The following is a 25,733-nucleotide window of genomic DNA, read 5'->3' on the forward strand; positions in this document are numbered from 1 at the left end:
CGATCGCGGTGGCTGCGGGGCATTTTCGTTTTGGGGGGAAGCATTGGCGAAGCGCCGCGTCGAGATCGGCATTCTTTATTCCCGTTCCGGGAATTACCGTCTCGTTTCCGAAGCCTGCCATCGCGGCGCGATGCAGGCGGTTGCGGCGATCAATGCCGATCCGTCCTCTCCGATCGAATTCATCGCCATCGAACGCGACCCGCAAGGCAATGCCGACCGCTATGCGACACTGGCCGAAGACATCCTGCGCAACAGCGACGCCCGCCACATCATCGGCGGCGTCACCTCCTGGAGCCGCAAGGAGATCATTCCGGCTCTGGAAAAAGCCGACGGCATACTCTGGTACGCCTGCCCCTATGAAGGGTTCGAGGCCAACGAGCATGTCGTCTACATGCATGCCTGCCCGAACCAGCATCTGGTGCCGCTGCTCGGCCATGTCGTGCCGCTGTTCGGCGCCAACGGCTTCCTGACCGGCTCCAACTACATCTGGGGCTGGGAGACCAACCGGGTCGCGCGTGACCTGATCGCCGATGCCGGCGGTCGCGTTCTGGGCGAACGTTACCTGCCGCTCGGCGAGACCGATGTGGCGCGGCTCATCGAGGAAATCCGCGCGACGCGGCCGAATTTCATCCTCAACAATCTGATCGGCCCTTCCTCCTACGCCTTCTTCCAGGCCTATGCGGAACTGTTGCGGCAGGATGACTATTTCACGCCGCAGCACTGCCCGATCATCTCCTGCAACCTGACCGAATGCGAATTGCCGGCAATCGGCGCGGCCGGCAACGGCCATCTCTCCGCCGGCCCCTATTTCCACGACGCCTCGGTCAGGGAGCCGTGGCTGATGTCGCAGGGACAAGATGCTGTAACACGGCCCTCGTCGTTCCAGGCTTCGGCCTATGCCTCGGTCAAGGTCCTTGCCGCAATCCTGGCGTCCGAGAACGGCAACGGCGGGAGCGACCTGGCCGCCGCCTTCACGCGCCGCAGCTTCGAAACGCCGTTCGGCGCGATCAGCATCGATCCGCAGACCCAGCATGCCACCCTGCCCGTCGAGATCGGCCGCATCGCCGGCGACGGTTTTGAAAAAGTCAGCACCACTAAGGCAGTCGCGCCCGATCCTTACCTGTCGCGTTACGACCGTGCCAAGGTCTTCGGCGGCCGCAAGCTGAAGGTGGTGTCATGAAACGCGCCGCCCGCATTCCCATTCTCGGCGGCGCCAAGGCCTTCGTGTTGCATCGGCCGCATGCAAACCTGACCGCCATCATGCGCCAGCTTTCCGCCATCGGCCTGGCCGCCACCGATTGCTGGCCGGAACTGCCGCCGGAGGCGCTCGGCGCCGACTTCGTCTTCTTCGACGTCGACCTCGGTTTCGACGAGCAGTTCCCATGGGCGCCCGGCGAAGCGCCGATGCCGATCATCGCGCTGATCGGCTCCGAAGCGCCGGGCCGCATCGAATGGGCATTGTCGCACAATGCCGACGCCCAGCTTCTGAAGCCCGTCGGCAATTCGGGCGTCTATTCAGCGCTGTTGATCGCGCGCCAGAGTTTCGCCGCGCGGCGCCAGCTCGCCGATGAGATCGCCACGTTGCAAGCCCGCGTCGCCGAGCGCCAGACCATCGTGCGCGCCGTCGCCGCACTGACCAGCCAGGGCATCGACGACGAGCGTGCCTATGCGCAGCTGCGTTCGCTCGCCATGAGCTGGCAGGTTACCCTTGAAGAAGCTGCCCGGCGCGTTGTCGCCATGACCGAACAGGAGGGCGGCGTTGACCAGTCCCATCGCGCCTGACGCGCCGCTCGCCGCGCCCGTGATTGCAAAACGTCGCGCCGGCGTGCTCGGCCGGCTGTTGAAGCGGCCGCTCGCCGTCATCGGCCTCATCATCATCGCCCTCACCGTCGCCGGCGCTGTCTTCGCGCCGTGGCTGACCGCCTATAATCCCAACGAACAGCTGTTCGACGGCCTGACGCTGGAAGGCTCACCGCTGCCGCCCAACGCCGCTTTCTGGCTGGGCACGGACCTGCTCGGCCGCGACCTGTTGACCCGTATCCTCTACGGCGCGCGCACCTCGCTCATCATCGGCGTCGTCGCCAATGGCGCGGCCTTGATCATCGGCACGCTGGTCGGGGTTACCGCCGGCTATTTCCGCGGCTGGATCGGCGGCGCGCTGATGCGTTTCACCGACCTGATGATGGCTTTCCCCGCACTTCTGCTCGCCATCTGCCTGGCCGCCGTCTTCCAGCCCAGCCTGTGGATCGTCGCCATGGTGATCGCGCTGGTGAACTGGGTGCAGACGGCGCGTGTCGTCTTCACCGAAACCAGTTCTCTGGCCGAGCGCGAATTCATCGACGCCGAGCGCACCATCGGCGCCAGCACGCCGCGCATCCTGTTCCGCCACATCCTGCCGCATCTTCTGCCCACCATCATCGTCTGGGGCACGCTCGGCATCTCGACCACCGTGCTTCTGGAAGCCACGCTGTCTTATCTCGGCATCGGCGTGCAGCCGCCCACGGCCTCGTGGGGCAACATCATCTTCGAGAACCAGACCTACTTCCAGGCCGCTCCCTGGCTGGTCTTCTTCCCGGGCGCGGCGATCCTGGCGCTGGCGCTCGCTTTCAACCTGGTCGGCGACGCACTGCGCGACATTCTCGACCCCACCCAGAGGGGGCGGGCATGATCGCCTATCTCACCCGCCGCCTGATGCAGGCTGTCCTCATCCTGCTTGGCGTTTCCATCATCACCTTCGCCCTGCTCTACCTGTTGCCGGCCGATCCCGTGCGGCAGATCGCCGGGCGCAGCGCCACGCCGCAGACGGTGGAAAGCATCCGCCAGCAGCTCGGCCTCGACCAGCCTTTCGTCGTGCAATACTGGCGCTACCTCACCAATCTCGTCTCCGGCGATCTCGGCCGCTCCTATATTCAGCGCTCGGAGGTCACCGAACTGATCGTCGCGCGGCTGCCGGCCAGCCTGCTTTTGATGGTCGGCGCCATCCTGTGCGAAGTGGCGCTCGGACTGACCATGGGCCTGATCGCCGCAGTGAAGCGCGGCAGCGTCACCGACCAGACGCTGATGGTCGGCTCCTTCATCGGCGTATCGGCGCCGCAGTTCGTGGTCGGCCTGTTGCTGCTTTATGTCTTCGCCGTCCAGCTCGGCTGGTTCCCGATCGGCGGTTACGGCACCTGGCGGCATATGGTGCTGCCATCGCTGACGCTCGGCATACTCGGCGCTGGCTGGTATTCGCGCATGATGCGCTCATCGATGATCGACGTGCTGCGCCAGGATTATATCCGCACCGCCCGCGCCAAGGGCCTGGCCCGCGGCGCCATCCTGTTCCGCCATGCGCTGCCCAATGCCATCCTGCCGGTCGTCGCCATGATCGGCATCGACATCGGCCTGTTCATGAGCGGCATCGTCGTGGTGGAGAGCGTGTTCGGCTGGCCCGGCATCGGCCAGCTCGCCTGGCAGGCGATCCAGCGCGTCGACATCCCGATCATCATGGGTGTGACGCTGGTTTCAGCCTGCGCCATCGTGCTCGGCAATCTGCTCGCCGACATCGTCGCCCCATTCATCGATCCGCGCATCAAATTGCGCTGACCTTAGCAACCCACAACCAAGAAGAAGGGAACCTCACATGAGAAAATACCTGGCCTCAACCGTAGCAGCGTCGGCGCTGGCGCTGATGCTCGGCCTTGCGCCGGCCTCCGCCGAGGAGAAGCTCGACCCGAACGCCAAGCAGGGCGGCGCCATCACCATCACCTACAAGGACGATGTCGCCACGCTCGACCCGGCCATCGGCTACGACTGGCAGAACTGGTCGATGATCAAGAGCCTGTTCGACGGGCTGATGGACTACGAGCCCGGCACCACCAAGCTGCGGCCGGAGCTCGCCGAGAGCTACGAGATCTCGCCGGACGGCACCACCTTCACCTTCAAGCTGCGCAAGGGCGTGAAATTCCACAATGGCCGCGAAATGACGGCCGACGACGTGAAATATTCGCTCGACCGTGTCACCAACCCGAAGACCCAGAGCCCGGGTGCCGGCTTCTTCGCCTCGATCAAGGGTTACGAGGATGTCGCCGCCGGCAAGGCGACCGGCCTGGCGGGTGTTACCGTCGTCGATCCTTCGACCGTCAAGATCGAGCTGTCGCGGCCCGATGCCACCTTCCTGCATGTGATGGCGATCAATTTCAGCCATGTCGTGCCGAAGGAAGAGGTGGAGAAATACGGCGCCGATTTCGGCAAGCATCCTGTCGGCACCGGTGCCTACAAGCTCGCCGAATGGACGCTCGGCCAGCGCCTCGTCTTCGAGCGCAACCCCGACTACTGGCACAAGGGCCTGCCTTATCTCGACAAGATCACCTTCGAAATCGGCCAGGAGCCGATCGTGGCGCTGCTGCGCCTGCAGAAGGGCGAGGTCGACGTGCCCGGCGACGGCATCCCGCCGGCCAAGTTCCAGGAAGTGATGGCAGACCCCGCCCAGAAGGCACGCGTCGTCGAAGGCGGCCAGTTGCAGACCGGCTACGTCACCATGAACACCACCATGGCTCCCTTCGACAATGTGAAGGTGCGCCAGGCCGTCAACATGGCCATCAACAAGGAACGCGTCGTCAAGATCATCAACAACCGCGCGGTGCCGGCCAACCAGCCATTGCCGCCGTCGATGCCGGGCTACGACAAGAGTTTCGCCGGTTATAAATACGATGTCGCCAAGGCCAAGGCGCTGCTCGCCGAAGCCGGCCACCCGGACGGTTTCGAAACGCAGCTCTTCGTCATGAACACCGACCCGAACCCGCGCATCGCCCAGGCGATCCAGCAGGATCTGGCCGCCATCGGCATCAAGGCTTCGATCCAGTCGCTGGCGCAGGCCAATGTCATCGCCGCCGGTGGCGACAAGGCCGGCGCGCCGATGATCTGGTCGGGCGGCATGGCGTGGATCGCCGACTTCCCCGATCCGTCGAACTTCTACGGCCCGATCCTCGGCTGCGGCGGCGCCGTCGCCGGCGGCTGGAACTGGGCCTGGTATTGCAACAAGGACCTCGACGCCAAGGCGGCGAAAGCCGATTCCATCGTCGATCCGGCCAAGGCCGACGAGCGCTACAAGCTGTGGGGCGAAATCTACTCCAAGGTCATGGAAGACGCGCCCTGGGCGCCGGTCTTCAACGAGCAGCGCTTCACCATGCGCTCCCCGCGCATGGGCGGCGACGACAAGCTCTATGTCGACCCGGTCCATATCCCGATCAACTACGACTATGTGTATGTAAACGATGTGCAATAACTGCAACTACACCATCCACGGGCGCCATCATCACTTCGGCTGGGACAATTCGTTTGTCCCGGCCGAGCGGGTGAAGCCGGGCACGACCATCGAGTTCAACTGCCTGGATTCGTCCGGCGGCCAGTTGCAGCCCGACAGCACGGTCGCCGACATCGCCAAGCTCGACTTCGGCAAGATCAACCCGGTGACCGGGCCGATCTATGTCGACGGCGCCGAGCCTGGCGACGCGCTGAAGATCACCATCGAGCAGTTCAAACCGTCCGGCTTCGGCTGGACGGCGAACATTCCAGGCTTCGGCCTGCTCGCGGATGACTTCAAGGAGCCGGCGCTCGCCATCTGGAAATACGACCCGACATCGCTGGAACCGGCGTTGTTCGGCAAGAACGGTCGGGTGCCGCTCAAGCCGTTCGCCGGAACGATCGGCAACGCCCCGGCGGAAAAGGGTCTGCATTCGGTGGTGCCGCCGCGCCGCGTCGGCGGCAATCTCGACATCCGCGACCTTGCCGCCGGCACCACGCTCTACCTCCCGGTGGAAGTGGCGGGCGCGCTGTTCTCGGTCGGTGACACTCACGCCGCCCAGGGCGACGGCGAGGTCTGCGGCACGGCGATCGAAAGCCCGATGGATGTCGTGCTCACGCTCGATCTGGTCAAGGACGCGCGGCTGAAGACGCCGCGCTTCACCACGCCGGGCCCGGTGACACGCCATCTCGATGCCAAGGGCTATGAGGTGACGACCGGCATCGGCCCGGACCTGATGACCGGCGCCAAGGAAGCCGTCGCCCAGATGGTCGACCTGCTTGCCGCGCGCTACCAGATGGATCCGGTCGACGCCTACATGCTGGTTTCGGTCTGCGGCGACCTCAGGATCAGCGAGATCGTCGACATGCCGAACTGGGTGGTGTCGTTCTACTTCCCGCGCTGCGTGTTCGAATGACCGCAGCTGCCGGCACAAAGCCAGGCGCGGCCCCGGCCGCGCCTCAGCCGGACACAGGCGGACCGGTGCTAACCGTTTCCGGCCTGACCGTCTCGGTGCGCGGTGACGATGGCGAGCGGGCCGTCGTCGCCGATCTTTCTTTCTCGCTCGCTCGCGGCGAGACGCTGTGCATCGCCGGCGAATCCGGCTCCGGCAAGTCGATGACCTCGCTTGCCGTGATGGGGTTGTTGCCGCAGCCGCAGGCGCGTGTCTCGGCCGGCTCGATCCGCCTCGGCGACCTTGAGCTCACCACCTTGGGCGAAAGGCGCATGCAGGCCATTCGCGGCAACCGCGTCGCCATGATCTTCCAGGAGCCGATGACCTCGCTCAACCCGGTCCTCTCGATCGGGCGCCAGCTGATCGAGGCAATCGAAGCGCATACCGATTTGAGCGGCAGCGAAGCCCGCGCCAGCGCCATCGAGGCGCTGAAGGCGGTACGCATCCCCGAGGCCGAGAGCCGGCTGAAGCAGTTCCCGCACGAACTGTCCGGCGGCATGCGCCAGCGCGTGATGATCGCCATGGCGCTGGCACTCAAACCCGACGTGCTGATCGCCGACGAGCCGACCACCGCGCTCGATGTCACCGTGCAGGGCGAGGTTCTGGAGCTTTTGCGCGACCTGCAGCGCGAACAAGGCACCGCCGTCATCTTGATCACCCACGACATGGGCGTCGTCGCCGAAATGGCCAACCGGGTCATCATCATGCGCAACGGCCGTATGGTCGAGCAAGGCAGCGTCGCCGATATCTTCGAGCGCCCCCAGGTCGATTATACACGCGAACTGCTCGCCGCCGTGCCGAAGATGGGCACCGGGCGCGCCAATGCGGCTGCCAAGCCGGCCGAACCGGCGAAACCTGCTGCTGTCGCCCAAGTGCGCGACCTGCATGTGCGCTTCGACCTGCATGGCGGCTTCTTCGGGCGCGTCACCCGCCGCGTCCATGCCGTGGAAGGCGTCTCCTTCTCGATCGCTCCGAACGAGACGCTGTCGCTGGTCGGCGAATCCGGCTGCGGCAAGTCCACCACCGCCAAGGCGCTGGCCGGCCTCCTGCCCTATAGCGGCGACATCGCCGTCGGCGAACGCAATCTCGCCGGCCTCGGCCGCGACGAACGCAAGGCGGTGCGCCGCGACATCCAGATGATCTTCCAGGATCCCTACGCTTCGCTCGACCCGCGTATGCGCGTCGGCGAACTGGTGGCGGAACCGCTGCTCATCCATAACATCGGCACGCCGAAAGAGCGCACGGACCGCGTCGCCGCCCTGTTCGAGCGCGTCGGCCTGTCCGCCGACCAGATGGAGCGTTATCCGCACGAATTTTCGGGCGGCCAGCGCCAGCGCATCTGCATCGCGCGCGCCTTGGCGCTGCGGCCGAAGCTGATCATCGCCGACGAAAGCGTCTCGGCGCTCGACGTTTCGGTGCAGGCGCGTGTGCTGCAATTGCTGAAGGAACTGCAGAACGAGTTCGGCGTCGCCTATCTGTTCATTTCCCACGACATGGCGGTTGTCGAAAACATCTCCGATCGCGTGGCGGTGATGTATCTCGGCCAGATCGTCGAGATGGGCACGCGCGACCAGATTTTCGCCAATCCGCGCCATCCTTACACGAGGCGGCTGATCGAGGCGGTTCCGGTGCCCGATCCGGCGCGCCGTCGTCCCCGTTTCGCCAGGCTGCACAGCGAGATCGCCAGTCCGGTGCGCCGGGTCGGCGATCCGCCGGCGAAACTCGACCTGCGGGATATCGGCGACGGCCATCTGGTCGCGGCCCACTAGCGCGGACAAGGCCACGCGGCTTGCCTCGAACCGGCCGAACGGTTAGGCCGTTGGCGCAAACAGCCACGGAACGGATCATGAAGCGCCCTATCATCGTGTTCGACCTCGACGGCACGCTCGTCGACACCGCTCCGGACCTGCTCGACAGCCTGAACCACAGCCTGGTGGCGGGCGCGATGGCGAGCGTCGATTATGCCGGCTTCAAGCGCTTCGTCGGCCAGGGCGGGCGCGTCATGATCGAACGGGCCTATGCCGCGCAGCAAAAGGCGCTGAAGTCCGAAGAGCTCGACCGCCTGCTCGGCCTGTTCATGACCCACTACACCGGGAACATCCCCGGCAAGTCCCTGCCCTATCCCGGCGTCGTCGAGGCGATCGACCGGCTGGAGAGCGCAGGTTACGCGCTTGCCGTCTGCACCAACAAATACGAGGCGAATTCGCTGGCGCTGATCGAAGCGCTGGGCCTCAAGCGGCATTTTTCGGCCATCGCCGGCCAGGACACCTTCGCCTTCCGCAAGCCGGACCCACGCCATCTGCTCGAAACCATCGCCATGGCCGGCGGCGATCCCGAGCGCGCCGTCATGGTCGGCGATTCGCAGACCGACATCGACACCGCCAAGGCGGCGGGCATTCCCGTCGTGGCCGTCGACTTCGGTTACACCGACCGCCATGTCCGCGAATTCGAGCCTTCGGCGATCATCTCGCACTTCGATGAACTGACGCTGGGCCTCGTTGAAAAACTGATCGCGGCGGCGCGCTGAAAAATCTTTTGCCGCATCATGCTTTCCTGCCGTGGAAGCATGGTTGGGACGGTTGACTTCCGACCACGGCCTCCCTTATATCGCGGCGCGCTTGGCCTTCGGGCACGGAGCGGGCGATTAGCTCAGCGGGAGAGCACACCCTTCACACGGGTGGGGTCGTAGGTTCAATCCCTACATCGCCCACCATTCCGCTCGCGCTTTTTCCCCATGGTTTTCTTGGTTTTGCAGCGCGCAACTTCACTTGGCATCAATTCAGAATGCTTTGAAAGCCGGTTGAAGGCCCGTTCTGTAGCGCGCAACTTCACTTGGCAGGATCGCGCAACTTCATTTGGCATCAATTCGGAATGTGTTGAAAGCGGATTGAAAGCCCGTTCAAGGTGCAGGGCACCAATGTTCCTTGCGTCCCTGCCAACGGCGCGCCAGTCCAGCTGCTATCAAAGTCTCGCCAACACTTTTGTTGTCGATCTTTACGATCACCAACCGCCGCCCGTAGCGATCGAACCGGCCTGTAGGCTCGACGGCGAAGTCATTCGCCAGCAGATCCTTCAACTTCGATGTTGCTTCTGCCGCCAGCCGCCTCTCGGCCTCGCAGGATGCATCCGTCTCGGGCGCATCGATATCGGCGATGCGGTACTTCTTGCCGCGCCACCAGAATGTATCGCCGTCCACGACGCAATTGACCCGATGCCCTCCAGAACAAACGGGCATGGACGCCGCTGGCGCTACGCTCGCCCATGCTATGACCAACACCCAAAGCGTCTTCACGCGGAGTTCCTGTTCGGTTCAATCCCCGGCCGACACTAAGGCAGCCAAGGCACTGTGTTGAGCGCAGCCGATCGCCGCCATCGCAACACCTCATGTCGAACCCACGGCATAGGCCAGAAGCATGGCGGTGACGATGATGGCGCCGACAATGCCTGCATAACCGCGCGCGATGAGCCGAACTCCAAAGATCGAGATTTCAAAGCGGTTCATTTTTGCCTCCTGTTGCTGGAGACATTGTCACCGGCCAGCGCTGGGTGTGGATCAGACAGCTGACTCTTGCTGCCAATCAGGCCTTCGTTGGATCTGGGCGCTGAACCGCGCCAACCCGTGGAAGGCCGAATACTCGTCTTCTGCCCTGATTTCAGAGTAGTCCGGCGCCCAGGTGACGAATTCGTAGCCGTCAACCGTCGGCGGTTCGACGAAGGCGGATTGGATTTTCTTGAGCAGTTTTCTGGTGGATGCGTCGCCCGAACGATCCCAGAAGTGGACGGTGGCCAGCAAACTGACGCTGCCGCCATCCTCGTCGGCAGCGGTGACACCGATCGAAGCATAGGGAAATTCCCTCGGCTCCTCGCGCGGCCTCGCCTCTGCAACCGCAACCGGCATCATGTCCAACGCCCTCAACCGGGCCACCATTACCGCATGCAGTGCATCAGACGGGCTCGTCATATTGTCACCCTACAATGCCATTGTCCGACCACGATAGGCGCTGGGATGCGAGCATGGCTGGAAAAACCGTCTTCGGCTTTGATCTGTCGGACGTCGAACTGCGTCAATCTTTACGCGGGCGTTACGCACCCTATTGGCAGACTTTGGAGTATGGCCGCGCCGTCGGCTACCAAAAATATCGCTCCGGCGCGACCCATTGGGTCGCCAAGATCAGACTGAAGGATGCAAGCTATCAACAACACCGGCTTGCCTTCACCGAAGACAATCCGGACATTGGCGACCAAGGGCTTTCGTTCGAAGCCGCTTGCGAGGCTGCCCAGGAATGGTTCGCGGCGAACCCCTTCAAACACCTGGCCACCGACGCCAGGCCAATCGGCTCCATCGACTTTCTGAAAGCCTCTCCGATCGGCGATGTCTACACAATAGGACGTGCCTTGAGCGACTACATCGAGTGGAAGCGCGTGGTTGCCGCGCGCTCGCATTTTGTCGCCCTTGTCACCCTGATCAACCTCCACTTCGTGCCGCGGCTGTTTTCTCTTCCCGCGAAAGACATGAATTCCGAACGACTGCGGTTTTTCATCAAGGATGTTCTCGAGACACCGCCTAAAAGGGGAAACCAGCCGCTCAAGCCACGGCGACCGATCGAGGCCATGTCGGAGGAGGAACTTAGGAAACGCAGGAAGACGACCAACACGCTGATCGGAGTGCTGCGTATGGCGCTGCTGATGGCTTGGGAAAACAGCTATATAGAATCGGATCGTCCCTGGCGTTGCATACGCCGGCTGAACAATGTCGACCGACCGCGCATGTTGCATCTCAGCCGACCGGAATGCTTCCGGCTGCTCGAACACTGCGCGCCGGATTTGCGAACCCTGGTTCTGGGTGCGCTCTACACCGGGTGCCGCATCAAGGAATTGCTCAACATGCAGGCATCGCATTTCGGTCGCGACGGTGCAGGCGTCTATGTCACACCTGTCAAATGCTACCGCCCGCGGGTGGTGATGTTGCCCGATGAGGGGCTCGCCTTCTTCCAAAAATTAGCGGCCGGCAAGAAACCCAACGACCTGCTATTCGTGCGAAAAGACGGCAGGCAATGGTACACCAACCATCGTCCAGGCTTCAAACGCGCTGTCTTTGACGCTGAATTGCCGGAGGATTTCTGTTTCCATGGCTTGCGCCACACCTATGCTAGCCAACTTGTCCAGGACGGCACGCCGCTGATCGTCGTTGCCGAACAGCTCGGCCACGCTAACATCGACACGGTCAGCCGTACCTATGGCCATCTTGCACCAGACATCCGCAAAGCAGAGATCCGCGACAAATTCGCTTCGCTGGTGCAGAAATCGACGAGAGTACCCGTCTCCAAAAGTTCAAATGATGGAACAAGGAGCTCACGCTCAAGCCTTGTTGGTTTGAAGAGCAGCGCGTAACCCATTGATGTCGGCTATATCCTTCATTCGATGAACCATCCTGTGGCAATTGGCGCAAAGAACAGCGAAGTCGGCGACGGGATCTAAGGGAATGGCGTTCCCTTTCAATTGAGAGAACGGCACCAGATGATGGGCCTCGATAAAGTCCACCCCTAGCTCTCCGTAGCGTTCTGAGAAACTCATGTCGCATGCTTCACAACGACAGCCTTTGAGCTTCTTCACTCTGGCAACCAATTTTCGGTTCCGCTCAATCCTCAGATGTGTCCTTGCTCGACCATCTCCTTCGAAGAAAATTTCGAGCTCTTCCTGCCCGTTTTGTTCGTCACCAGCGCCCGCTTCAATCAAAATCCGGTAGAGGTCTAAGACTCTTACGAGATCCCTGACCAACGCAGATTCAGCAGGAATTTTGTCAGCAGGATAATAGACCGAGCAAATATTGCCGGCTTCGTAAAATGCCGTGTCATTGCTGACGCTACTGGGAGCGAGGTTGATCGCGTTTGCATCAAACGGCTGGATATTGGACCCAAGCATCGCACGGAAATTCTCGGCCCTAGCACGTAGTGCTGTCTTGGCATCAGCGCGATAGCGCTTCTTCGCCTCGGTCATAGCCTGGTTGAGGCTTAGGTAGACGCCTTTCATGTCCTCAGCGAACAGATAGACTGGATAGAAACCACGTTGCGCACTGTTAGTAACTAGGCGGTCGAAGATGGCAGCCCAAGGCCCTCGCGCCCAGGCTCCCTGTCCCGCACTGCCCTTGATCAAGAGCAACAAATCCTCGCCTGGCAATGCAGCACGAATTGATTTTGGCAATTCAACGCGAATTTTTTGCGCGAGGGCATGGCCCTCAAATGTCTCGTTCTTCGCCAACGCGTATCCGTTAAGGACATCGAGTAAGTGTCCGCCTATAGGCATCGTTCCCCCCTACAAATCGACACTCATCGCTGGCAGGTAAACTGTGTGAAATCAACATAATGTTGGAGTTTGGATCTCTCCATCGTTGGTAACTCGACCACGCGACACAGTGTCCTGCGCTATCTCGAGATAATCAGCTCCCGTGCCCGTTTGGTGCGTCGGCCACCGCCGACCGAATAGGCGAGTTCCACCCCTTCAAAAGCAAAGCCAGCGAAGGCAGTGCGGATCTCGGACACGTCGTTGATGGAGAGCAGGAAGCGACCTTTCAGGCGCGCCAGCCGCTCAGCCATCAACCCAAATTGCTCACGGTCGAACAGATCGCGGCCGTAGTCGCCTTCTGAGCCGAAATAGGGTGGATCAAGGTAAAACAGCGTCTCCGCTCGGTCGTAACGCTCGATGAATTCCAGCCAATCCAAGCATTCGATGACCACGCCGGCGAGGCGCTCATGCACGTCGGCCAGAAGCGGCTCCAGACGCGACAGGTTGAAGGCACCTCCCGAACCCGGATCGACACCAAAATTTCGGCCGGAAACCTTGCCGCCAAAGGCGATCCGCTGAAGGTAGAGAAAACGGCCGGCCCGCTCTAGATCGGTCAGCGTCGCCGGATCGGACACCTTCAGCCGCTCGAATTCCTTGCGGCCGGTGATCTGGAAGCGGAGCGTGTCCAAGAACTGCGGATAGTGCCGCTGCAGGATGCGGAACAGGTTCGCCACCTCGCCGCTGCGGTCGTTGATCACCTCGGACCGTGGCCGGTGGCGTCGACGAAAGAAGACGCCACCCATGCCGACAAAAACCTCGGCATAGGTACGATGTGGAATAGCGGCAATCCGTGCAGCGATGTGTGCCGCAAGGCGGCGCTTGCCGCCGATATAGGGCGCCGGCGGCTGCACCGTTTCGACCGCCATAAACTCATCTTCAAGGCTCATTTCAGTGCTTTCGAGAATCGGCCACTCTTGTCCTGCCCGGCCGGGCAGCGGGTGTGGCGGTTATCTCGGATCATCGTCAGGCGGGACTGGTTTGGCGATCGGCCCGCTGCCAGCGCCTCGGCGCTGGCCACCCGTTCATTCGGTCATGTCTGCGGCACCCTCGGCAGGATGTAGTGGATAGCGACGCGCACGGCGCCGCCGGTGAAATTGCCGCCATTGGCCGAAAGCCGGACCGGCGTGTCGGCATAAAACGCGGTCGGGCCGATGACACCGGCATTGTTCGAACCGGCGGCGATGCCCAGCGAGCCGCCGAATTTCGAACGCTCGCCGGCCAGCCCGCAATCGTAGGAGGCCGCACCGGTGATGGCGGTGACGGTGCGGGTCGAGACGCAAAAGACGATGGCGCGGTTCGGGATCGAAATCGCGGTGTCAGCAAAGGCCCCGGCCAGCCCCGAGACCAACGTCTCGGCGACCGCCAGTACGTTGCGGGCGCCATTCGGGCTTTCCGAGACGATGGTGGTGCCGACCGCCGCCGTTTCGCGCCAGGCGGTGCCGGAATGGACCAGCAGCAGCCCCTCGTCGGCGACGAAGCAGAGCCAGCCCTGGCGGGGAACGATCTTGGTCCAAGCGCCATCGGCGAAGAGCGCGATGTTGAGATCCCAGCCCAGCCATGCGCCGGAAGCGCTGGCGGCCGGAATGTAGCGGTCGCCTTCGGCGGGTGCCGCCGGCGGCACGGCGAGATCGCGGTCGAGCACGGCAAGCTGCACCAAAGCGTCCAGCCGGTGCAGCGCCTCGTTGACCGGGATATGTTTCTGCGCCTGGTCGGGCGCGATGGTCTGCAGCTTCAGTTTGAGCGTCTCGGGCATCGGTGCCTCCGTCAAATGGTGACCAGGGTTTCAAGGAAGATGCCCGGCCCGTAGCTGGTGCTGCGCTGCGCGACGCGGGCATGGAAGGCGGTGCGCTGCGCGCCGAAATCGGCAACCTGAGAAGCGGCCGTGTAGGTCTGCTCGGGCACGGTGGTCTCGAAGGTACGCAGAACCGTGCCGCCGGCACCGTCCAGGATCTCCAGTCGGTAGGCCTCACGTTCCTCGCCGAGCGGCACCTCGTCCCAGCTGTCGCCACCGATGCGGCTGCGCCTGATCCAGCTGAGCCGCCAATCGCCGGTCTCGCTACGGCGGCCGATCAGCCGCGCCGGGGAAAGCGGTCGCCGCCCGCGCCCGCGCAGCGTCATCGTGAAAGACGACACGCCGGGATCGGCGACGCCACGCTCGGCCGAGCCGGCGCGCCAATTGAGCGGCAGGCCGAGCAGCGAGGCCGGCAAGGTCGCCTGGGCGACGCTCGGATCGAGCATCAGGCAGCGCGCGCCTGCGGCCACCGGCGCGCGCATCGCGTGCTCCGAGCCGCGCTGGCCGCGCAGGAGACCGGCAAGCCGGAACGTGCGCGCGCCGGTCGACGTGACATTGGCGAATTGCAGCACCTCCCATTCGCCATCGGCATTCTCGACCAGCATGGCGTTGGCGCCATTGAGCACGGCAAGCTCCGGCACCGATGCCAGCGTGCCACGCAGCAACTCGACGTCGAGCCGGTTGACCCGGTCCCAGCGGCCCACCGGCCCGCTATGGAGCGGCGAAGCGGTGCGGCCGATCGCGCCCGGCACCGGCAGCAGCGTGTCGAGTTCGAAACCCGCATCGGAGGGCGAACGCCACAAGGCGATGCCGCTGCGGAACGGCGACATAACGCCGGCGACGTAAGGCGCGTGCGCAATATCACCGTCGCGCAGCAGCGGCGCGTCGGCGACAATCACCTGCGCCGGCACGATCGGCTGCCGTGGCGGCTGCTGGCCGCCGGTCGGGTCGGTGCCGAAACTGCCGCCGGCGAGCGGATCGACCTCAAAGGCCTCGATGCGGCGCGCCTCGCCAATCGCCGCGCGCTCGATGCGCACCGCCTGCCCGGCCGGCTGGAAGGCGACGACGTCGCCCGGCTCCAGCGCCAGCCGCGATGGTGCCAGCGCAAAGGCATAACGTTCGCGGCCGACCCAGGCGGCATTGAGCTCCAACTCCGCGATCTCGCGGGCACGGGTCTCGCCCATCACCACGGGCGGCGAGAAATCGACGACGCGACGCGACGAGCCGGCCGAGCGCCGCGCCTCGGCGGCGCCGGCCTGGTCGTCGCGCGACTGGTCGCCATAACGCAGCTTGACCGCGTCCGGCAGGTCGGTCTCCTGCGCCCGCGTCCGGCGAAAACGCGCCGGCGCATCGCTCGCCACCACCAGTTCGTCGGCCGTGATGGTGGCGACAGGTGCGCGGCCATGGCGGGCGAGGAACTTGACGATGCCGCCGCTTTCGACCGCGTCGAACTGGTAGGCAGGCCGCAACGCATCGAGCAAAGCGCGCGCCGAGGTCAGGTTGCCGACCGTCACGCCGTCGACGACGCCCGGGATGGGTTCGATGGCATAGTGGCTGAAACCGGCATCGTTGAGGATGGCGCGAATGGTTTCGGCCGCCGGCGCCGTGCCCAGTCGGCCGGACAGCCAGTGTCCGGTCTGCCAGTTGCGCCAATCGCCCCACAGGCCCGAACTCACCGGGAAGGACGGCCAGGGTCGCGTGTCCCAGCACCAGATGTTGGAATGACCAAGATCGACCATGCGGCCGCCATAGGCCGGCGAGACCGGATTGTTGGCGGCCAGCGCATAGTGACCGATCATCGCCTCCAGCCAGCTGCGTTGCATCTGGTCGTCGCGGGCACGGCTGGAAAACCACGGAAAGCCGCCCTCCGAGGAGCGGCGATCAGGGAAAAGGTTCGGCTGGTTGGAGCCCTTGTCGACGGCCGGGCAGCCCAATTCGGTGAAACGCAACAGCTTCGAACGCGGCACCCAGCTGGTCGAGCCGCCGCTCCGAACCCCGCCCGGCCGGTTGTGATGGGCATTCCGCCACCAGCCCAGAATGTCCTTGTTGCGGAAAACGAAGGGCTCGCCATGGGCGCCGTCGGTGATCGGCGTGCGTGCCTGCGCGTTACGCGCGGCCTCCGAGGCGTAGAACCAGTCGAAATATTCGCCGCCGGCGACGTTGCCGCGAAGATAGGCCTGGTCATAGATGGTCGACGGTCCGGCCGGGTCGAAATCCAGATGCGCCGAGCCGTCGCGCCAGTCCGACAGCGGCAGGTAATTGTCGATGCCGATAAAGTCGATATTGGCATCGGCCCAGAGCGGATCGAGGTTGAAGAAGACGTCGCCCGAACCGTCGCCCGGCCGGTGGCTGTGATATTCCGACCAGTCGGCGGCGTAGCCGAGCTTCACGCCAGCGCCCAGCATGACGCGCGCCTCGGCCGCCAGCGCCTTCAGCGCGTCGACGAACGGATAGGTCGAGCCGGACGAGCGCACCTGCGATAGCCCGACCAGCTCCGAGCCGATCAGGAAGGACTCCACACCGCCGGCCAGCGCCGCCAGCCTGGCATTGTGCAGGATAAAGCGGCGGAAGCTCCACTCGGCCGGGCCGGAATAGGTGACGGTGGTGCCGGAGCCGCCGAAATGCACGGCGCGCGCCGTGCCGACGAAGGAAGCGACCTGATCGGCGGCCGCGGTCGTCTTGTCGGGTGAACCGGCGAAACCCGGCGCCGGCGAGCAAGACATGCGGCCGCGCCACGGATAGGCCGGCTGGCCGGGAGACGACGCCCCCGCCGAATAGGGGTTGGGCAAGGCATTACCGTGCGGCACATCCATCATGATGAAGGGCAGCAGGCAGACATCGAGCCCCCTCGCCTTCAGCGCCTGGATGCAGCGGATGACCGAGGCGTCGTCCGGCGTGCCGCCATAGGCTGGCGCGCCCTCGATGGTGGAGACCAAGGTCGCGGTCTGCCTGGTCAGGCCGGCGACACGCCACGTCACCGGCTCGGTGGTCTTGACCGCCTCGATGCGCGGCTCGACGCGACAGGCGCCGCAGCGCAGATCGGTGCCGAACCAGGACACGACCAGCATCACGCTCTTCAGCGCCGGGCACAACATTTGCAGCCGGTCGATCGAGGCGGCGATATCGGTCGCGGCCAGAAGCGTGTGGCGGTTCTGGCTCTCGCCGTCCTTGACCCAGACATGGCGCGTGTCCAGCCCATGTTCGTTGCCGGGGATCAGCGCCACGGCCTCCACCTGTGTTTCCAGCGCGCCGACAAGGCGAAACACTTCTGCGTTGATCTGCGGGATGCGGTTGCCATAGGCGGTCAGGTCGAGCCGTTCGAAGACGATGTAGCAAAGCCCGCGATAGGCCGGCGCCGCACCCTCCTTGACCTCGATCAGCGGATCGGCGAGCTGGCTTTCCGAACCCGGATGGAAACGGAATTCGACCTCGTCCTGGTCGATCTCCTTGCCGTCCGCCCAGATGCGGCCGATGCCGGCGACCGGCCCCTCGCACAGGCCGACCGCGAAATTGGCGTGGTAGACGTAGGTCGTGGTCTCGACCTTCGGCCCGCCGAAACCCTTGCCGCCGGATTTCTCCTTGCGGATCTCCTCCTCGAACCGCGTCGCCCAGAACAAATGGCCGGCGGTGCGGGCGCGGCCGTAAAGCCGGTTGATCGGGCTGCCTTCGGTCGAGGTCTGCACGTCGGAGCTGGTGAGACGCGGGCCTTCGCGTTTCTGCGTCGGTGTCAGCGCCGAGACCAGAGCCTGGTCGGCCATCGAGCCGATCAGCGCGCCGATGGCGCGGCCGGCGATCAGTCCGATCGGTCCGAAGGCCGCCCCTAGCGACGCACCGGCAAGGCCGAGCAGGATGGTTGCCATCACGCCCTCCCCGGCAGGCAAAAGACACCGGCGATGCGGGCGCGCCATTGCGGCGCCAGCCAGCCCTCGGCGACGACGCCGGCCGACTGGTAGGCATGCAGGAGCCGTTCCGGCTCGACCAGGAAACCGCAATGCTTGGCCGGCAGCGAAGGCCGCCAGCGAAAGACCAAGACGTCGCCAGGCCGCATCGCCGCGACCGGCACGGCGGTGAAGTGGCGATGCGCGGCATCGAGCAAGGTTTCCTCGCCGGTCGTCTCCGCCCAGTCGCCGCTATAGGCCGGCAGCGGTTCGGGGTCCTCGCCATGGAAGGCGCGCCAGACGCCGCGCACCAGGCCGATGCAATCGGCGCCGATACCCTTCAGCGACGCCTGGTGGCGATAGGGCGTGCCGATCCAGCCGCGTGCCTCGGCAACGATTGCCGCGCGGAAAACCTCATCGGAAGAAGGACGAACCATCGTTCACCTCCGATTTCTTGGCGATGCCGAGCGCGAAATCATTGCCCGGAATGTGCGGGAAGCCCCGGAAATTGGCGCCGTTGCCGAAACGCGAACGGCACATATCGAAGGTGCGGGCGCAGCCGGCGGTGACAACGAAGGCATCGCCGGCAACGACCGGCCGGGCGGCACGACGCCACAGAACGAGCCTGTCGCCCGCATGGCCGCGCAGTTCGACGCGGGCGCCCTTGTTGGCGCCGGCGGTCCAGGCAAGCACGCCATGGGTGAACAGGTCGCTGGCGAAACCGGCGAGACCGGAGACCACAAGCAGCCGGTCGTCGCTCGCGCCGAGCACGGTGCCGGCGCCGCGACGGGCCGGATTGGTCAGGTCGACGCCGCAGCGGGCGTCGCCTAGCACCGCGTCGCACTGGCGCTGGTAGGTGCTGCCCTCGTCCTGGTTGAGGCGATGGACGAGGCCGCGGATCTCGGCCTCGTAGGCAAGGTCGCCACGCGTCACTTCGCCGAGCGAGCCCGCCCGCTCGAGCAAGCGGTTATCGACCTGCGTCCAGTCGACGATCCAGACCTCGACATCGGCGTCGTCCCAGAGACCGAGCGCGATGTCGGCATCGGCGATGGCATCGGCCGAGACCGCGCCGGAAACCTCGTCGGTATCGACGGCAAGGCCGAGCGAGCTTTCGGTCTCGGCGGCGGTGAAACCGGTTTCGGCCTGATAGGTGACACCGCCGAAGACAAGGTCGCGGTCATGGTCGGTGAAGCCCAGCACCAGCCCGTCGCGACGCTGGAAACGCCAGCAATGGCAAAGCGTGGTGACGCCGGACGCGACAAGCGCGGCGAGGCCTGCCGGCAGCGCCATCATGGCCGGATCTCCTTCAGGAGAATGGACGGAATGTCGCCGAGCGTCGCCGTGCGATGGCTTATCTGGTCGAGGCGGCAGTCGAAGCGCACCGGCACGTGGAATTCGCCGCCCCAGCTGAGCGCGGCACCGGCGGCCGGGGCAACGGCGAAGGTGACGATGCCGGTCGCGGCATCGAGCGTCCAACCGGTGGCCGCCGCACCGCCAATGCCGATCTGCACCGTGCCAGCCACCGGCTTGCCGATCGGCCGGAAGAATTCGTGCGGACCCCGCGCATAACGTTTGACCAGCTGGAAGGTCCTGCGCACGCCGTCGCCGGTGCCGAGATCCTGGTCGGTTCGGCTCACCGGCTGGTGCGGCCCGCGCGAACGGTAGTCGGACCAGTCCTTCAGCCGAAAGCCCTTCAGCCGGCCCATGGCGACGTAATAGAGCTCCAGCACCTGGTAGAGCTCATCCGGCGTGCGCACGCCGTAGCGGGCATCGTAGAAACGCAAGGGCTGCGCGATGCGGGTGTTGCGCTCCTCATGGCCGGAAGATTTTTCGATGATTTCGGCCGGCCAGTCCGGCCCGCCGGCGGAACCCGACGAGACATGGACCGGGAAGAGCTGCTCCTCGAGGAACGGGATCGCCATCACGAATACCTGCCGCTGCGCGCCGCCAATCGCCCGGCGGCGCGGGCGGCGAGCGCCCGGCTTTCGGCGAAGGCTTTCGGGTTCGGCGTCTCGACATGCCAATTGTTGACCACCGTCCGGCCGCCGCCATATTTGCGCTGCAGGTCTTCCGGCCAGCCGATCTCCTCGCCGTCCATGGCGATCACCGGTCGCTCGCCGGGTTTCAGCCAGCCGCCGCCATGCAGGCGCGGCGCGCCGACGAACAGCGACGGCGGCACCCGGCGCGTTGGTCCGGGCGCGGCACCGACGGGGCCGCCGCCATGGTAGAGACCGACGCCAAGCGCGCCCGGAGCGGCCGGGAACATGTTGAGCGCGTTGAGACCGAACAGGTCGCCGAGCATGCCAAGCCCGCCGCCTCGGCCGCCGAACAAGGCCTGGTCGAGCGCGCGCAGCGAAAAATCGAGGAAACGCTGCGAGACCATCTGGATGACGCCGCCAAGCGCTTCGCCGGCGCTGCCGGCCCGCCAGACCGTCATGCCGAACTGGTGCATGACGCCTTGCAGCGCGCCGAACTCGTCGGCGAGTTCCGCCGCACTGCCGCCGGCTCCGCCGCGCCGGGCATAGGCCGCACTATTACCGACAAAACCGCCGGAGGCGTAGCCGGAAATGCCGGTGCGCATCGCCTCCAGATTGGCGACGCCGATGCGGGCGGTTGAGGCCGCGTCGAAGACGAATTCCCGGCCGTGCACGAAGCCGGCGACGCGGTCGGCCGGCAGATGGCCGGTATAGCCGCCGGCGGCGAAACCGCCCGCCGGCAATCCGCCCGGCCCAGCCGGGAGCGTCGGTTGCACCGAAAGACCGGAAATCGAACGCAGCAGCCGCTCATATTCGGCAAGCTGCGCGTTGGCCGCGCCGGCGGCGGTGCCGGAGGCGGCGATCTCGCCGGAAACGCCCGATATCGGCGCGTTGGCCGCGGCGGCACTGCCGCCGATGTCGCGATATTTCTCGGCCGAGCCGCCCAGCGCTGTCGCGGCCGCCTCGGCATCGCCGGTCAGCCCCTTCAACAGATCCTTGGCGCGGGCGAGCTCGGCCTGCAATTTGGCCGCCTGCTCGGTGTCGGCGATCAGCCGCTCGGCGGTCTGGCGCAAGGGTGAGCCGACCGGCAGTTCCTCGGCCGCCTTGCCGATTTCGTTGCGGAAGGCGATGAGGTCGGCCTTGCCCTCGGCCAGCTGCCGGCGCAGCTTCAACACCGCCTCACCGACGGCGCCGAAATCCTCGAGGAAGGTTTCGAGCCCGTTCTGCAGCGCCAGCGGGCCGAACAGGTCGCGACCGTTGAAGTCGCCGATCGCCAGTTCGACGTCCTTTTCGAGGCGGCCGATGTCCTGCTGCGCCTGGAAGCGCAAAAGCGAGCTGCTCTCGAGACCGTAGGAGGAGGCCCCGCCCCTCGCCTCGTCATAGGCGCCCTTGATGCGACGGATGAGTTCGGTGTGTTCCTTGAGATCGCGGTTGATGCGCGGCGTGTTGTCGAACACCTCGCGGGCATAGGAGACGAAAGCTTCGGTGGCGAAACCGAGGCCGGCGGCGACGGCCGCACCGGCAACGCCGCCTGCGAGACCGGCGAGCAGCCCGACCGTTGCGCCCCGGAAGCGGCCAAGATGGTCGGCGGCGCCGCCGGCCGCCTTGCCGACATCGCCGAGACCGGTTGCTGCGCCCGGCGCCGCGCGCGCAGTGTCACCGAGCCCGGCGCCGACCTTGTCCAGCGCATCGGCCGCCGGCGGCGCCTTCCTGGCAAGCTTGTCCAGCTCTTCGTTGACCGGCGCCCATTCGATCGGCTTTTTGGTGTCGCGCGCCGTCACCTTGTCGAGATCGCCGGACGTCTTGGCCGCCTTCTTGCCGAGATCCTCGACGCCGCGCGCCGTCTCGTCGAGCGCCTGGCGGGCACCCTTGGCATCTCCGTCGATGACGAGCGCCAGCCTCAGCGTCATCTCAGCGCCCCGTTGAGCGCATCGCGCGCAGCGGCTTCGAGGGTCTGCAGATCGGCCAGCAGCTTTCGGTCGAGGTGGATGCCGGCCGCGCCAAAAGCGACGGCGGCACCGGCATAATCGAGGCCGATGAAGACGGCGCGCAGCCTCCCGTCCTCCAGGCCAAGCGTGGTGCGCCATTGGCTGGCGGCGGCAAGGAAGGCCTCGACCGCCGCTGCATTTTCCGGCCACACGCCGGCAAAACCGCCCGGCCGATGCCCGGCCAGCCGTTCGGCAAGGGCAAGCAGCTGATCCTGCGGCACGGCGAAGGCGCGCGCGTCATCGAGCGCGGCATGGGATAAATCCTCCAGATCGGTGCGGGCGCTTGTCTCGACGAGGCCGCCGGCCGCCCAGGCCCGCGCGGCCGCCTTCAGTTTCCCCGGCGGGCTCCGCCGATGGCGCCGAGAAAGGCGGTCAGCAGCGCCTGGCGGACATGGTTGATGTCGGCGAGGCGCGCGAAGCTCTGCGGGGTCAGCGCCAGCGGCGAACCGTCGTCGTCCTCGACCTCGTCGATGGCGGCAAGGGCTGCCTCCAAGAGCGCGCGTGCGCCGGCGCCGGTGGTTATGTCGAAACCCTCCAGCTCGGAGATGGTCAGCGCCCGGAACTCGGCGCGGAAGGAACCGAGCTCAGTCTCGCCATCCGGCGAGCGCACCGCAACCGTCGTCCAGAAACTCGGATTGGCATCGAGGCGAAACATCAAATCCTCCCGTCAGGTCAGCGTCAGCGTCCATTGATCGTTGCCGGCGGTCGTCAGCGGCACCATCGGCAGCACCCATTCCAGGATGTTCTGCTGGTTGGCGAAGCTCGGCCGCTGCAATTGCGCGCCGGCAACCGCAAGCGTCGCCTTGCGGCCGGCGCTGCGGCCATGCTGCAGGGAAAGCGCTGTCCGCGTCTGACCGGCGGCGGCGGCGAAGGGGTCGAATGTCGAAAGCGGCACCGCCTCGACCTGGCACGAGATCGCATCAGTGCGGTCGACGACCAGAATGCTCTCGGCGCCGATCAGGAAACGGCCCTGCACGTCGTTGCCGAGGTCGAGCGAGAAATTGCGCAAGACCAGCGGCACGGCGCCGAGCGTGAAAACAGGCGTATTGAGGCTGGTCGCGATATCGGGCGCCAGGAAGGCGGTCAGGTCGACGGTGGGCCGCACCCCGGGATCGCTGGGCAGCGAAAACAGGCCGCGGAAATCGAATTCGAAATAAGGAATGCCCTGCGCGTCGATCCGCATCACGGCGCTGCCACGGCTGCCCTTTAGCACGAAACGGGTCGGACCGATCCAGAAATGATGGGTGACACTTTCATGGCCGTCGCTGATCGGATTGTAGACGACGGATGTGGCGGCCGTGATCGTCTGGCCAACCGCGCAGGCCCTGAGCGAGGTTCCCCAGGCCGGCGGAACACCGACGGTTCCGGACGGCACCATCTCGACACGGTATTGCAGCCGCATCGCCAGCTGCGTCGGCACCGTGGCCTGCGGCCCAAGCCAGGGCAATTCATGCTCGCGGCTGATATCCTGCCCTTCCATCGGCGACAGCACGACATTGGTGGCCAGGATGCCGTCGACCGTACCGGTGGGCGCCGCATCGACGCCATAGACCGTCTCGCGCTTGCACAGCAGGATCTTCGATTTCCATTTGATCGGCATTTCAAGCCTCCTTCGACGGCGCCCCGGCTGGCGGCTCGGCCGTGAATTCGACGCGTTTCAGCGAACCGTCCGGCTGGCGCTCGAAACTGCCACCGGACGACGGCAACGGCGCCGGCAACGCCTTGTCTTCCACCACCGGTTTTTTGCTCATGGCAGCACCCTCAACTGGTTCTGGATGGCGAAATCGAGCTGGTAGATGACGGTTCCGGCTTCGGCCGACAGCAGCTGACCGCGCCGGAGCGAAAAAACGCCAACCGCCTCTTCCGGTCCCCAGCCGGCGAGTGCCGCGATCAGCTTCCAGATCAGTTGGTCGACGGTGGCGAGCGAACGGGCACCGGCGATATCGCCGGCCGCGTGGATGACCAGCATGACGGCGAACACCTCGTCGACCAGTTGCGTGAAAGCGCCGGCCGCTGCGTCGCCCTGATTGCGGGCAACAAGGCCGAGCGGCAGGACGAAGGCATGCCGCGGCGCCTGCGGCAGACCGCCCTTGCGCACCAGTTCCGACAGTTCGGCGGCGCCCTCGACCCGGCGGGCGAGCTCGGGCACGCGGCTGTCGATGCGGGCAACGAGCTCAGCGACCAGCATCGCCGCCCTCCTCCGCGCCGAGATAGGCGCCGGCGATCGCAGCGATCTCCTTGCCGTCCGCTTCGTCCAGACCGAGGAAAGCACGCCGCGGCATTGTCACTGCCTTGACGGCGATAAAACCATTGCCGCCCGGCAGCCGGAAACGCAGCGCGCGCGCCTTCTTCGCCTCGATGCGGCCGCCGGTCTGGTGGATGGCGGCGTAAAGTACATTGGTGCCGACGGCGACGCCGTCGTCGCTCGCCTCATGGGTGATCGACTGCACCAGGCTGGCGGTATCGGTCAGGGTACGGCCGCCGAAGAAACGGGCGCGCAGCGATTGCGGCCAGGGATTGCCTTGCGGGTCCTCTTCATCCTCGAAACGCTGCTGGGTCGAGACGACCAACGCGGCGCCGACCTCGTCCCACAATTCGCGCGGCCGCTCGGCCCGGACGGCAGCTTGTTTCAGGCTCGAAAGCACGACCTCGTAACCATCGAAGGCAAGCCGCGCGCCCCGCGCCGCCTCGCTCAGATGTAGCCCTTCAGCGTCGCAGCCGAGAGCGGCCGCTCCGGATCGTTGGTGATGACTTCGGCTGCAGCCGAGGCCGGCGGCTCGGCGCCGGCGACATCGAGGCGGATCAGCCCCGAGGCGATGTCGCGCAGCGTCCTCAACGCGGCATCGTGATCGGCCTTGATCTTTTCGGCGGCGACGCGGCCATGCGCGTAATAGATCGAGATGCGCAGGGCGAGATCGGTGACCAGGCGCGGCACCTCGGCCAGCGGCAGCGCGTAACGCAGCTTGAGATGGCCGTCGATCAGCGCGCCGGCGTCGGCGATCGCCCGGTTGAACAGCGCGACGTCGACAACGGTCGCCGGCACCTCGCCGCGATCGGACAACTCGATCAGCAACCGTTCCGAATAGCGGTCCTTCAGCTCGGTTAGCGTGCAATAGGCGGCCATCAGACAAACTCGACAGTGAGCATCGGCTCGGCGAGCAGCGCCTCGACCTGTTCCGGCAACCGGAAGGCAGACAGATCGTGCAAGACCGCAACGGCGCTATGCGCCATGCCGGCGCGGCGGAAGCCGTCGATGCGGGAAACAACGCGCAGGCAGGATGGCGGGGCGTCATGCGCCGCTCGCCAGGCCGCGAGCGCCGCCGCCAGGAGCGGGAAGCGCAGACGGAACGCCTCTTCGGCTGGTTGCGCATCGTCGGGCAAAGGGGTCCCCGCAGCGACGGCGGGCTGCGGGGCATCCGGGCCGGCAGGCTCCGGGGCCGGCGCGGATGTCTGGATAGGCTGAAGGGGTTCCGCAGCCGGCTGGGCCGCGGCTTTCGATTTCCTGGTCATGAGCGGTCTCC

At 65.4% G+C, this 25,733-nt stretch carries 27 protein-coding genes and 1 tRNA gene; 10 read left to right on the top strand and 18 right to left on the bottom strand.

Translation table 11 applies throughout. The features are described 5' to 3' along the window. Positions 1-43 precede the first annotated feature (43 nt). The 9 genes from QFZ88_RS01715 to QFZ88_RS01755 all read left to right on the top strand — a co-directional run bounded on the left by QFZ88_RS01715 (position 44) and on the right by QFZ88_RS01755 (position 8,949). Positions 44-1,180: a transporter substrate-binding protein gene (locus QFZ88_RS01715; RefSeq protein ID WP_024922186.1), complete on the top strand. Its 1,137-nt coding sequence runs from the start codon at positions 44-46 to the stop codon at positions 1,178-1,180. Next, entirely contained in the window at positions 1,177-1,782 is a 606-nt protein-coding gene (locus QFZ88_RS01720) for an ANTAR domain-containing response regulator (protein WP_024922185.1), read from the top strand. The genes QFZ88_RS01715 and QFZ88_RS01720 overlap by 4 nt, the downstream gene beginning before the upstream one ends. Next, entirely contained in the window at positions 1,760-2,668 is a 909-nt protein-coding gene (locus QFZ88_RS01725; RefSeq protein ID WP_024922184.1) for an ABC transporter permease, read from the top strand. Before QFZ88_RS01720 ends, QFZ88_RS01725 begins: the two co-directional genes overlap by 23 nt. Next, positions 2,665-3,585, top strand: a complete 921-nt coding sequence (locus QFZ88_RS01730; RefSeq protein WP_024922183.1) for an ABC transporter permease — start codon at positions 2,665-2,667, stop codon at positions 3,583-3,585. Before QFZ88_RS01725 ends, QFZ88_RS01730 begins: the two co-directional genes overlap by 4 nt. Positions 3,586-3,622: 37 nt before the next feature. Beyond that, the gene (locus tag QFZ88_RS01735) at positions 3,623-5,266 is read left to right on the top strand and encodes an ABC transporter substrate-binding protein (protein ID WP_024922182.1); all 1,644 of its coding nucleotides are present in this window, start codon (positions 3,623-3,625) and stop codon (positions 5,264-5,266) included. Continuing rightward, a complete protein-coding gene (locus QFZ88_RS01740; RefSeq protein WP_024922181.1) occupies positions 5,256-6,200 on the top strand; it encodes an acetamidase/formamidase family protein in 945 nt (314 codons plus the stop codon). Before QFZ88_RS01735 ends, QFZ88_RS01740 begins: the two co-directional genes overlap by 11 nt. After that, a complete protein-coding gene (locus QFZ88_RS01745) occupies positions 6,197-8,005 on the top strand; it encodes an ABC transporter ATP-binding protein (protein WP_024922180.1) in 1,809 nt (602 codons plus the stop codon). Before QFZ88_RS01740 ends, QFZ88_RS01745 begins: the two co-directional genes overlap by 4 nt. 77 nt (positions 8,006-8,082) lie before the next feature. Beyond that, the gene (locus tag QFZ88_RS01750; protein WP_024922179.1) at positions 8,083-8,763 is read left to right on the top strand and encodes a phosphoglycolate phosphatase; all 681 of its coding nucleotides are present in this window, start codon (positions 8,083-8,085) and stop codon (positions 8,761-8,763) included. Positions 8,764-8,874: 111 nt separating this feature from the next. After that, positions 8,875-8,949, top strand: a tRNA-Val gene (locus tag QFZ88_RS01755). A 186-nt stretch (positions 8,950-9,135) separates the two neighbouring features. Here the strand turns inward: QFZ88_RS01755 and QFZ88_RS01760 are convergent. Together QFZ88_RS01760 and QFZ88_RS01765 are read right to left on the bottom strand one after the other, a co-directional pair. After that, on the bottom strand, positions 9,136-9,528 hold the full coding sequence (locus QFZ88_RS01760) for a thermonuclease family protein (RefSeq protein WP_024922178.1): 393 nt from the start codon (positions 9,526-9,528) through the stop codon (positions 9,136-9,138). A 261-nt stretch (positions 9,529-9,789) separates the two neighbouring features. Further along, positions 9,790-10,197: a hypothetical protein gene (locus QFZ88_RS01765; RefSeq protein WP_036254738.1), complete on the bottom strand. Its 408-nt coding sequence runs from the start codon at positions 10,195-10,197 to the stop codon at positions 9,790-9,792. Between the two features lie 53 nt (positions 10,198-10,250). Between QFZ88_RS01765 and QFZ88_RS01770 the strand changes: the two genes are divergently transcribed. Next, positions 10,251-11,627: a tyrosine-type recombinase/integrase gene (locus tag QFZ88_RS01770; RefSeq protein WP_024922176.1), complete on the top strand. Its 1,377-nt coding sequence runs from the start codon at positions 10,251-10,253 to the stop codon at positions 11,625-11,627. Here QFZ88_RS01770 and QFZ88_RS01775 read toward each other — a convergent pair. The 16 genes from QFZ88_RS01775 to QFZ88_RS01850 all read right to left on the bottom strand — a co-directional run bounded on the left by QFZ88_RS01775 (position 11,595) and on the right by QFZ88_RS01850 (position 25,722). Further along, positions 11,595-12,539, bottom strand: a complete 945-nt coding sequence (locus QFZ88_RS01775; RefSeq protein WP_024922175.1) for an MrcB family domain-containing protein — start codon at positions 12,537-12,539, stop codon at positions 11,595-11,597. The two genes, QFZ88_RS01770 and QFZ88_RS01775, sit on opposite strands and share 33 nt — an antisense overlap. Positions 12,540-12,658: 119 nt before the next feature. After that, complete coding sequence (locus tag QFZ88_RS01780; protein WP_024922174.1) at positions 12,659-13,465, bottom strand: DNA adenine methylase; 807 nt, start codon at positions 13,463-13,465, stop codon at positions 12,659-12,661. Between the two features lie 143 nt (positions 13,466-13,608). Continuing rightward, positions 13,609-14,331, bottom strand: coding sequence for a DUF2793 domain-containing protein (locus QFZ88_RS01785; protein ID WP_024922173.1), 723 nt, complete (start codon positions 14,329-14,331; stop codon positions 13,609-13,611). An 11-nt stretch (positions 14,332-14,342) separates the two neighbouring features. Then, a complete protein-coding gene (locus QFZ88_RS01790) occupies positions 14,343-18,230 on the bottom strand; it encodes a baseplate multidomain protein megatron (RefSeq protein WP_024922172.1) in 3,888 nt (1,295 codons plus the stop codon). Continuing rightward, a complete protein-coding gene (locus QFZ88_RS01795; protein ID WP_024922171.1) occupies positions 18,230-18,685 on the bottom strand; it encodes an NlpC/P60 family protein in 456 nt (151 codons plus the stop codon). Before QFZ88_RS01795 ends, QFZ88_RS01790 begins: the two co-directional genes overlap by 1 nt. Continuing rightward, on the bottom strand, positions 18,663-19,541 hold the full coding sequence (locus QFZ88_RS01800) for a DUF2163 domain-containing protein (RefSeq protein WP_024922170.1): 879 nt from the start codon (positions 19,539-19,541) through the stop codon (positions 18,663-18,665). The genes QFZ88_RS01795 and QFZ88_RS01800 overlap by 23 nt, the downstream gene beginning before the upstream one ends. Then, complete coding sequence (locus tag QFZ88_RS01805; RefSeq protein ID WP_036254742.1) at positions 19,538-20,170, bottom strand: DUF2460 domain-containing protein; 633 nt, start codon at positions 20,168-20,170, stop codon at positions 19,538-19,540. Before QFZ88_RS01805 ends, QFZ88_RS01800 begins: the two co-directional genes overlap by 4 nt. Further along, positions 20,170-22,134 (bottom strand): hypothetical protein, encoded by a 1,965-nt coding sequence (locus QFZ88_RS01810; protein WP_024922168.1) that lies wholly within the window; start codon positions 22,132-22,134, stop codon positions 20,170-20,172. The genes QFZ88_RS01805 and QFZ88_RS01810 overlap by 1 nt, the downstream gene beginning before the upstream one ends. Continuing rightward, complete coding sequence (locus QFZ88_RS01815; protein ID WP_024922167.1) at positions 22,131-22,433, bottom strand: DUF1799 domain-containing protein; 303 nt, start codon at positions 22,431-22,433, stop codon at positions 22,131-22,133. Before QFZ88_RS01815 ends, QFZ88_RS01810 begins: the two co-directional genes overlap by 4 nt. Before the next feature lie 107 nt (positions 22,434-22,540). Next, complete coding sequence (locus QFZ88_RS01820) at positions 22,541-22,867, bottom strand: hypothetical protein (RefSeq protein ID WP_024922166.1); 327 nt, start codon at positions 22,865-22,867, stop codon at positions 22,541-22,543. Positions 22,868-22,879: 12 nt separating this feature from the next. Continuing rightward, positions 22,880-23,812 carry a hypothetical protein gene (locus QFZ88_RS01825; RefSeq protein ID WP_024922165.1) on the bottom strand — a complete coding sequence of 311 codons (933 nt, stop codon included), beginning with the start codon at positions 23,810-23,812 and terminating at the stop codon, positions 22,880-22,882. A gap of 1 nt (position 23,813) precedes the next feature. After that, entirely contained in the window at positions 23,814-23,963 is a 150-nt protein-coding gene (locus tag QFZ88_RS01830; protein WP_161773070.1) for a hypothetical protein, read from the bottom strand. Continuing rightward, positions 23,960-24,400 carry a phage tail terminator protein gene (locus QFZ88_RS01835; protein WP_024922164.1) on the bottom strand — a complete coding sequence of 147 codons (441 nt, stop codon included), beginning with the start codon at positions 24,398-24,400 and terminating at the stop codon, positions 23,960-23,962. Before QFZ88_RS01835 ends, QFZ88_RS01830 begins: the two co-directional genes overlap by 4 nt. Continuing rightward, positions 24,387-24,857 (bottom strand): phage virion morphogenesis protein, encoded by a 471-nt coding sequence (locus QFZ88_RS01840; protein ID WP_024922163.1) that lies wholly within the window; start codon positions 24,855-24,857, stop codon positions 24,387-24,389. Before QFZ88_RS01840 ends, QFZ88_RS01835 begins: the two co-directional genes overlap by 14 nt. 47 nt (positions 24,858-24,904) lie before the next feature. After that, positions 24,905-25,336 (bottom strand): gp436 family protein, encoded by a 432-nt coding sequence (locus QFZ88_RS01845; RefSeq protein ID WP_024927270.1) that lies wholly within the window; start codon positions 25,334-25,336, stop codon positions 24,905-24,907. Then, entirely contained in the window at positions 25,336-25,722 is a 387-nt protein-coding gene (locus QFZ88_RS01850; RefSeq protein WP_024925162.1) for a hypothetical protein, read from the bottom strand. The genes QFZ88_RS01845 and QFZ88_RS01850 overlap by 1 nt, the downstream gene beginning before the upstream one ends. Positions 25,723-25,733: the final 11 nt, after the last annotated feature.

The organism is Mesorhizobium sp. YL-MeA3-2017 (assembly GCF_030814575.1).
GTDB lineage: Bacteria > Pseudomonadota > Alphaproteobacteria > Rhizobiales > Rhizobiaceae > Mesorhizobium > Mesorhizobium terrae.

Coding starts and splice junctions, on each gene's coding strand:
- QFZ88_RS01720 (WP_024922185.1), top strand. CDS start 1,177: ATGAAACGCGCCGCCCGCATTCCCATTCTCGGCGGCGCCAAGGCCTTC.
- QFZ88_RS01730 (WP_024922183.1), top strand. CDS start 2,665: ATGATCGCCTATCTCACCCGCCGCCTGATGCAGGCTGTCCTCATCCTG.
- QFZ88_RS01735 (WP_024922182.1), top strand. CDS start 3,623: ATGAGAAAATACCTGGCCTCAACCGTAGCAGCGTCGGCGCTGGCGCTG.
- QFZ88_RS01740 (WP_024922181.1), top strand. CDS start 5,256: ATGTGCAATAACTGCAACTACACCATCCACGGGCGCCATCATCACTTC.
- QFZ88_RS01745 (WP_024922180.1), top strand. CDS start 6,197: ATGACCGCAGCTGCCGGCACAAAGCCAGGCGCGGCCCCGGCCGCGCCT.
- QFZ88_RS01750 (WP_024922179.1), top strand. CDS start 8,083: ATGAAGCGCCCTATCATCGTGTTCGACCTCGACGGCACGCTCGTCGAC.
- QFZ88_RS01765 (WP_036254738.1), bottom strand. CDS start 10,197: ATGACGAGCCCGTCTGATGCACTGCATGCGGTAATGGTGGCCCGGTTG.
- QFZ88_RS01770 (WP_024922176.1), top strand. CDS start 10,251: ATGGCTGGAAAAACCGTCTTCGGCTTTGATCTGTCGGACGTCGAACTG.
- QFZ88_RS01775 (WP_024922175.1), bottom strand. CDS start 12,539: ATGCCTATAGGCGGACACTTACTCGATGTCCTTAACGGATACGCGTTG.
- QFZ88_RS01780 (WP_024922174.1), bottom strand. CDS start 13,465: ATGAGCCTTGAAGATGAGTTTATGGCGGTCGAAACGGTGCAGCCGCCG.
- QFZ88_RS01785 (WP_024922173.1), bottom strand. CDS start 14,331: ATGCCCGAGACGCTCAAACTGAAGCTGCAGACCATCGCGCCCGACCAG.
- QFZ88_RS01790 (WP_024922172.1), bottom strand. CDS start 18,230: ATGGCAACCATCCTGCTCGGCCTTGCCGGTGCGTCGCTAGGGGCGGCC.
- QFZ88_RS01795 (WP_024922171.1), bottom strand. CDS start 18,685: ATGGTTCGTCCTTCTTCCGATGAGGTTTTCCGCGCGGCAATCGTTGCC.
- QFZ88_RS01800 (WP_024922170.1), bottom strand. CDS start 19,541: ATGATGGCGCTGCCGGCAGGCCTCGCCGCGCTTGTCGCGTCCGGCGTC.
- QFZ88_RS01805 (WP_036254742.1), bottom strand. CDS start 20,170: ATGGCGATCCCGTTCCTCGAGGAGCAGCTCTTCCCGGTCCATGTCTCG.
- QFZ88_RS01810 (WP_024922168.1), bottom strand. CDS start 22,134: ATGACGCTGAGGCTGGCGCTCGTCATCGACGGAGATGCCAAGGGTGCC.
- QFZ88_RS01820 (WP_024922166.1), bottom strand. CDS start 22,867: ATGTTTCGCCTCGATGCCAATCCGAGTTTCTGGACGACGGTTGCGGTG.
- QFZ88_RS01825 (WP_024922165.1), bottom strand. CDS start 23,812: ATGCCGATCAAATGGAAATCGAAGATCCTGCTGTGCAAGCGCGAGACG.
- QFZ88_RS01830 (WP_161773070.1), bottom strand. CDS start 23,963: ATGAGCAAAAAACCGGTGGTGGAAGACAAGGCGTTGCCGGCGCCGTTG.
- QFZ88_RS01835 (WP_024922164.1), bottom strand. CDS start 24,400: ATGCTGGTCGCTGAGCTCGTTGCCCGCATCGACAGCCGCGTGCCCGAG.
- QFZ88_RS01845 (WP_024927270.1), bottom strand. CDS start 25,336: ATGGCCGCCTATTGCACGCTAACCGAGCTGAAGGACCGCTATTCGGAA.
- QFZ88_RS01850 (WP_024925162.1), bottom strand. CDS start 25,722: ATGACCAGGAAATCGAAAGCCGCGGCCCAGCCGGCTGCGGAACCCCTT.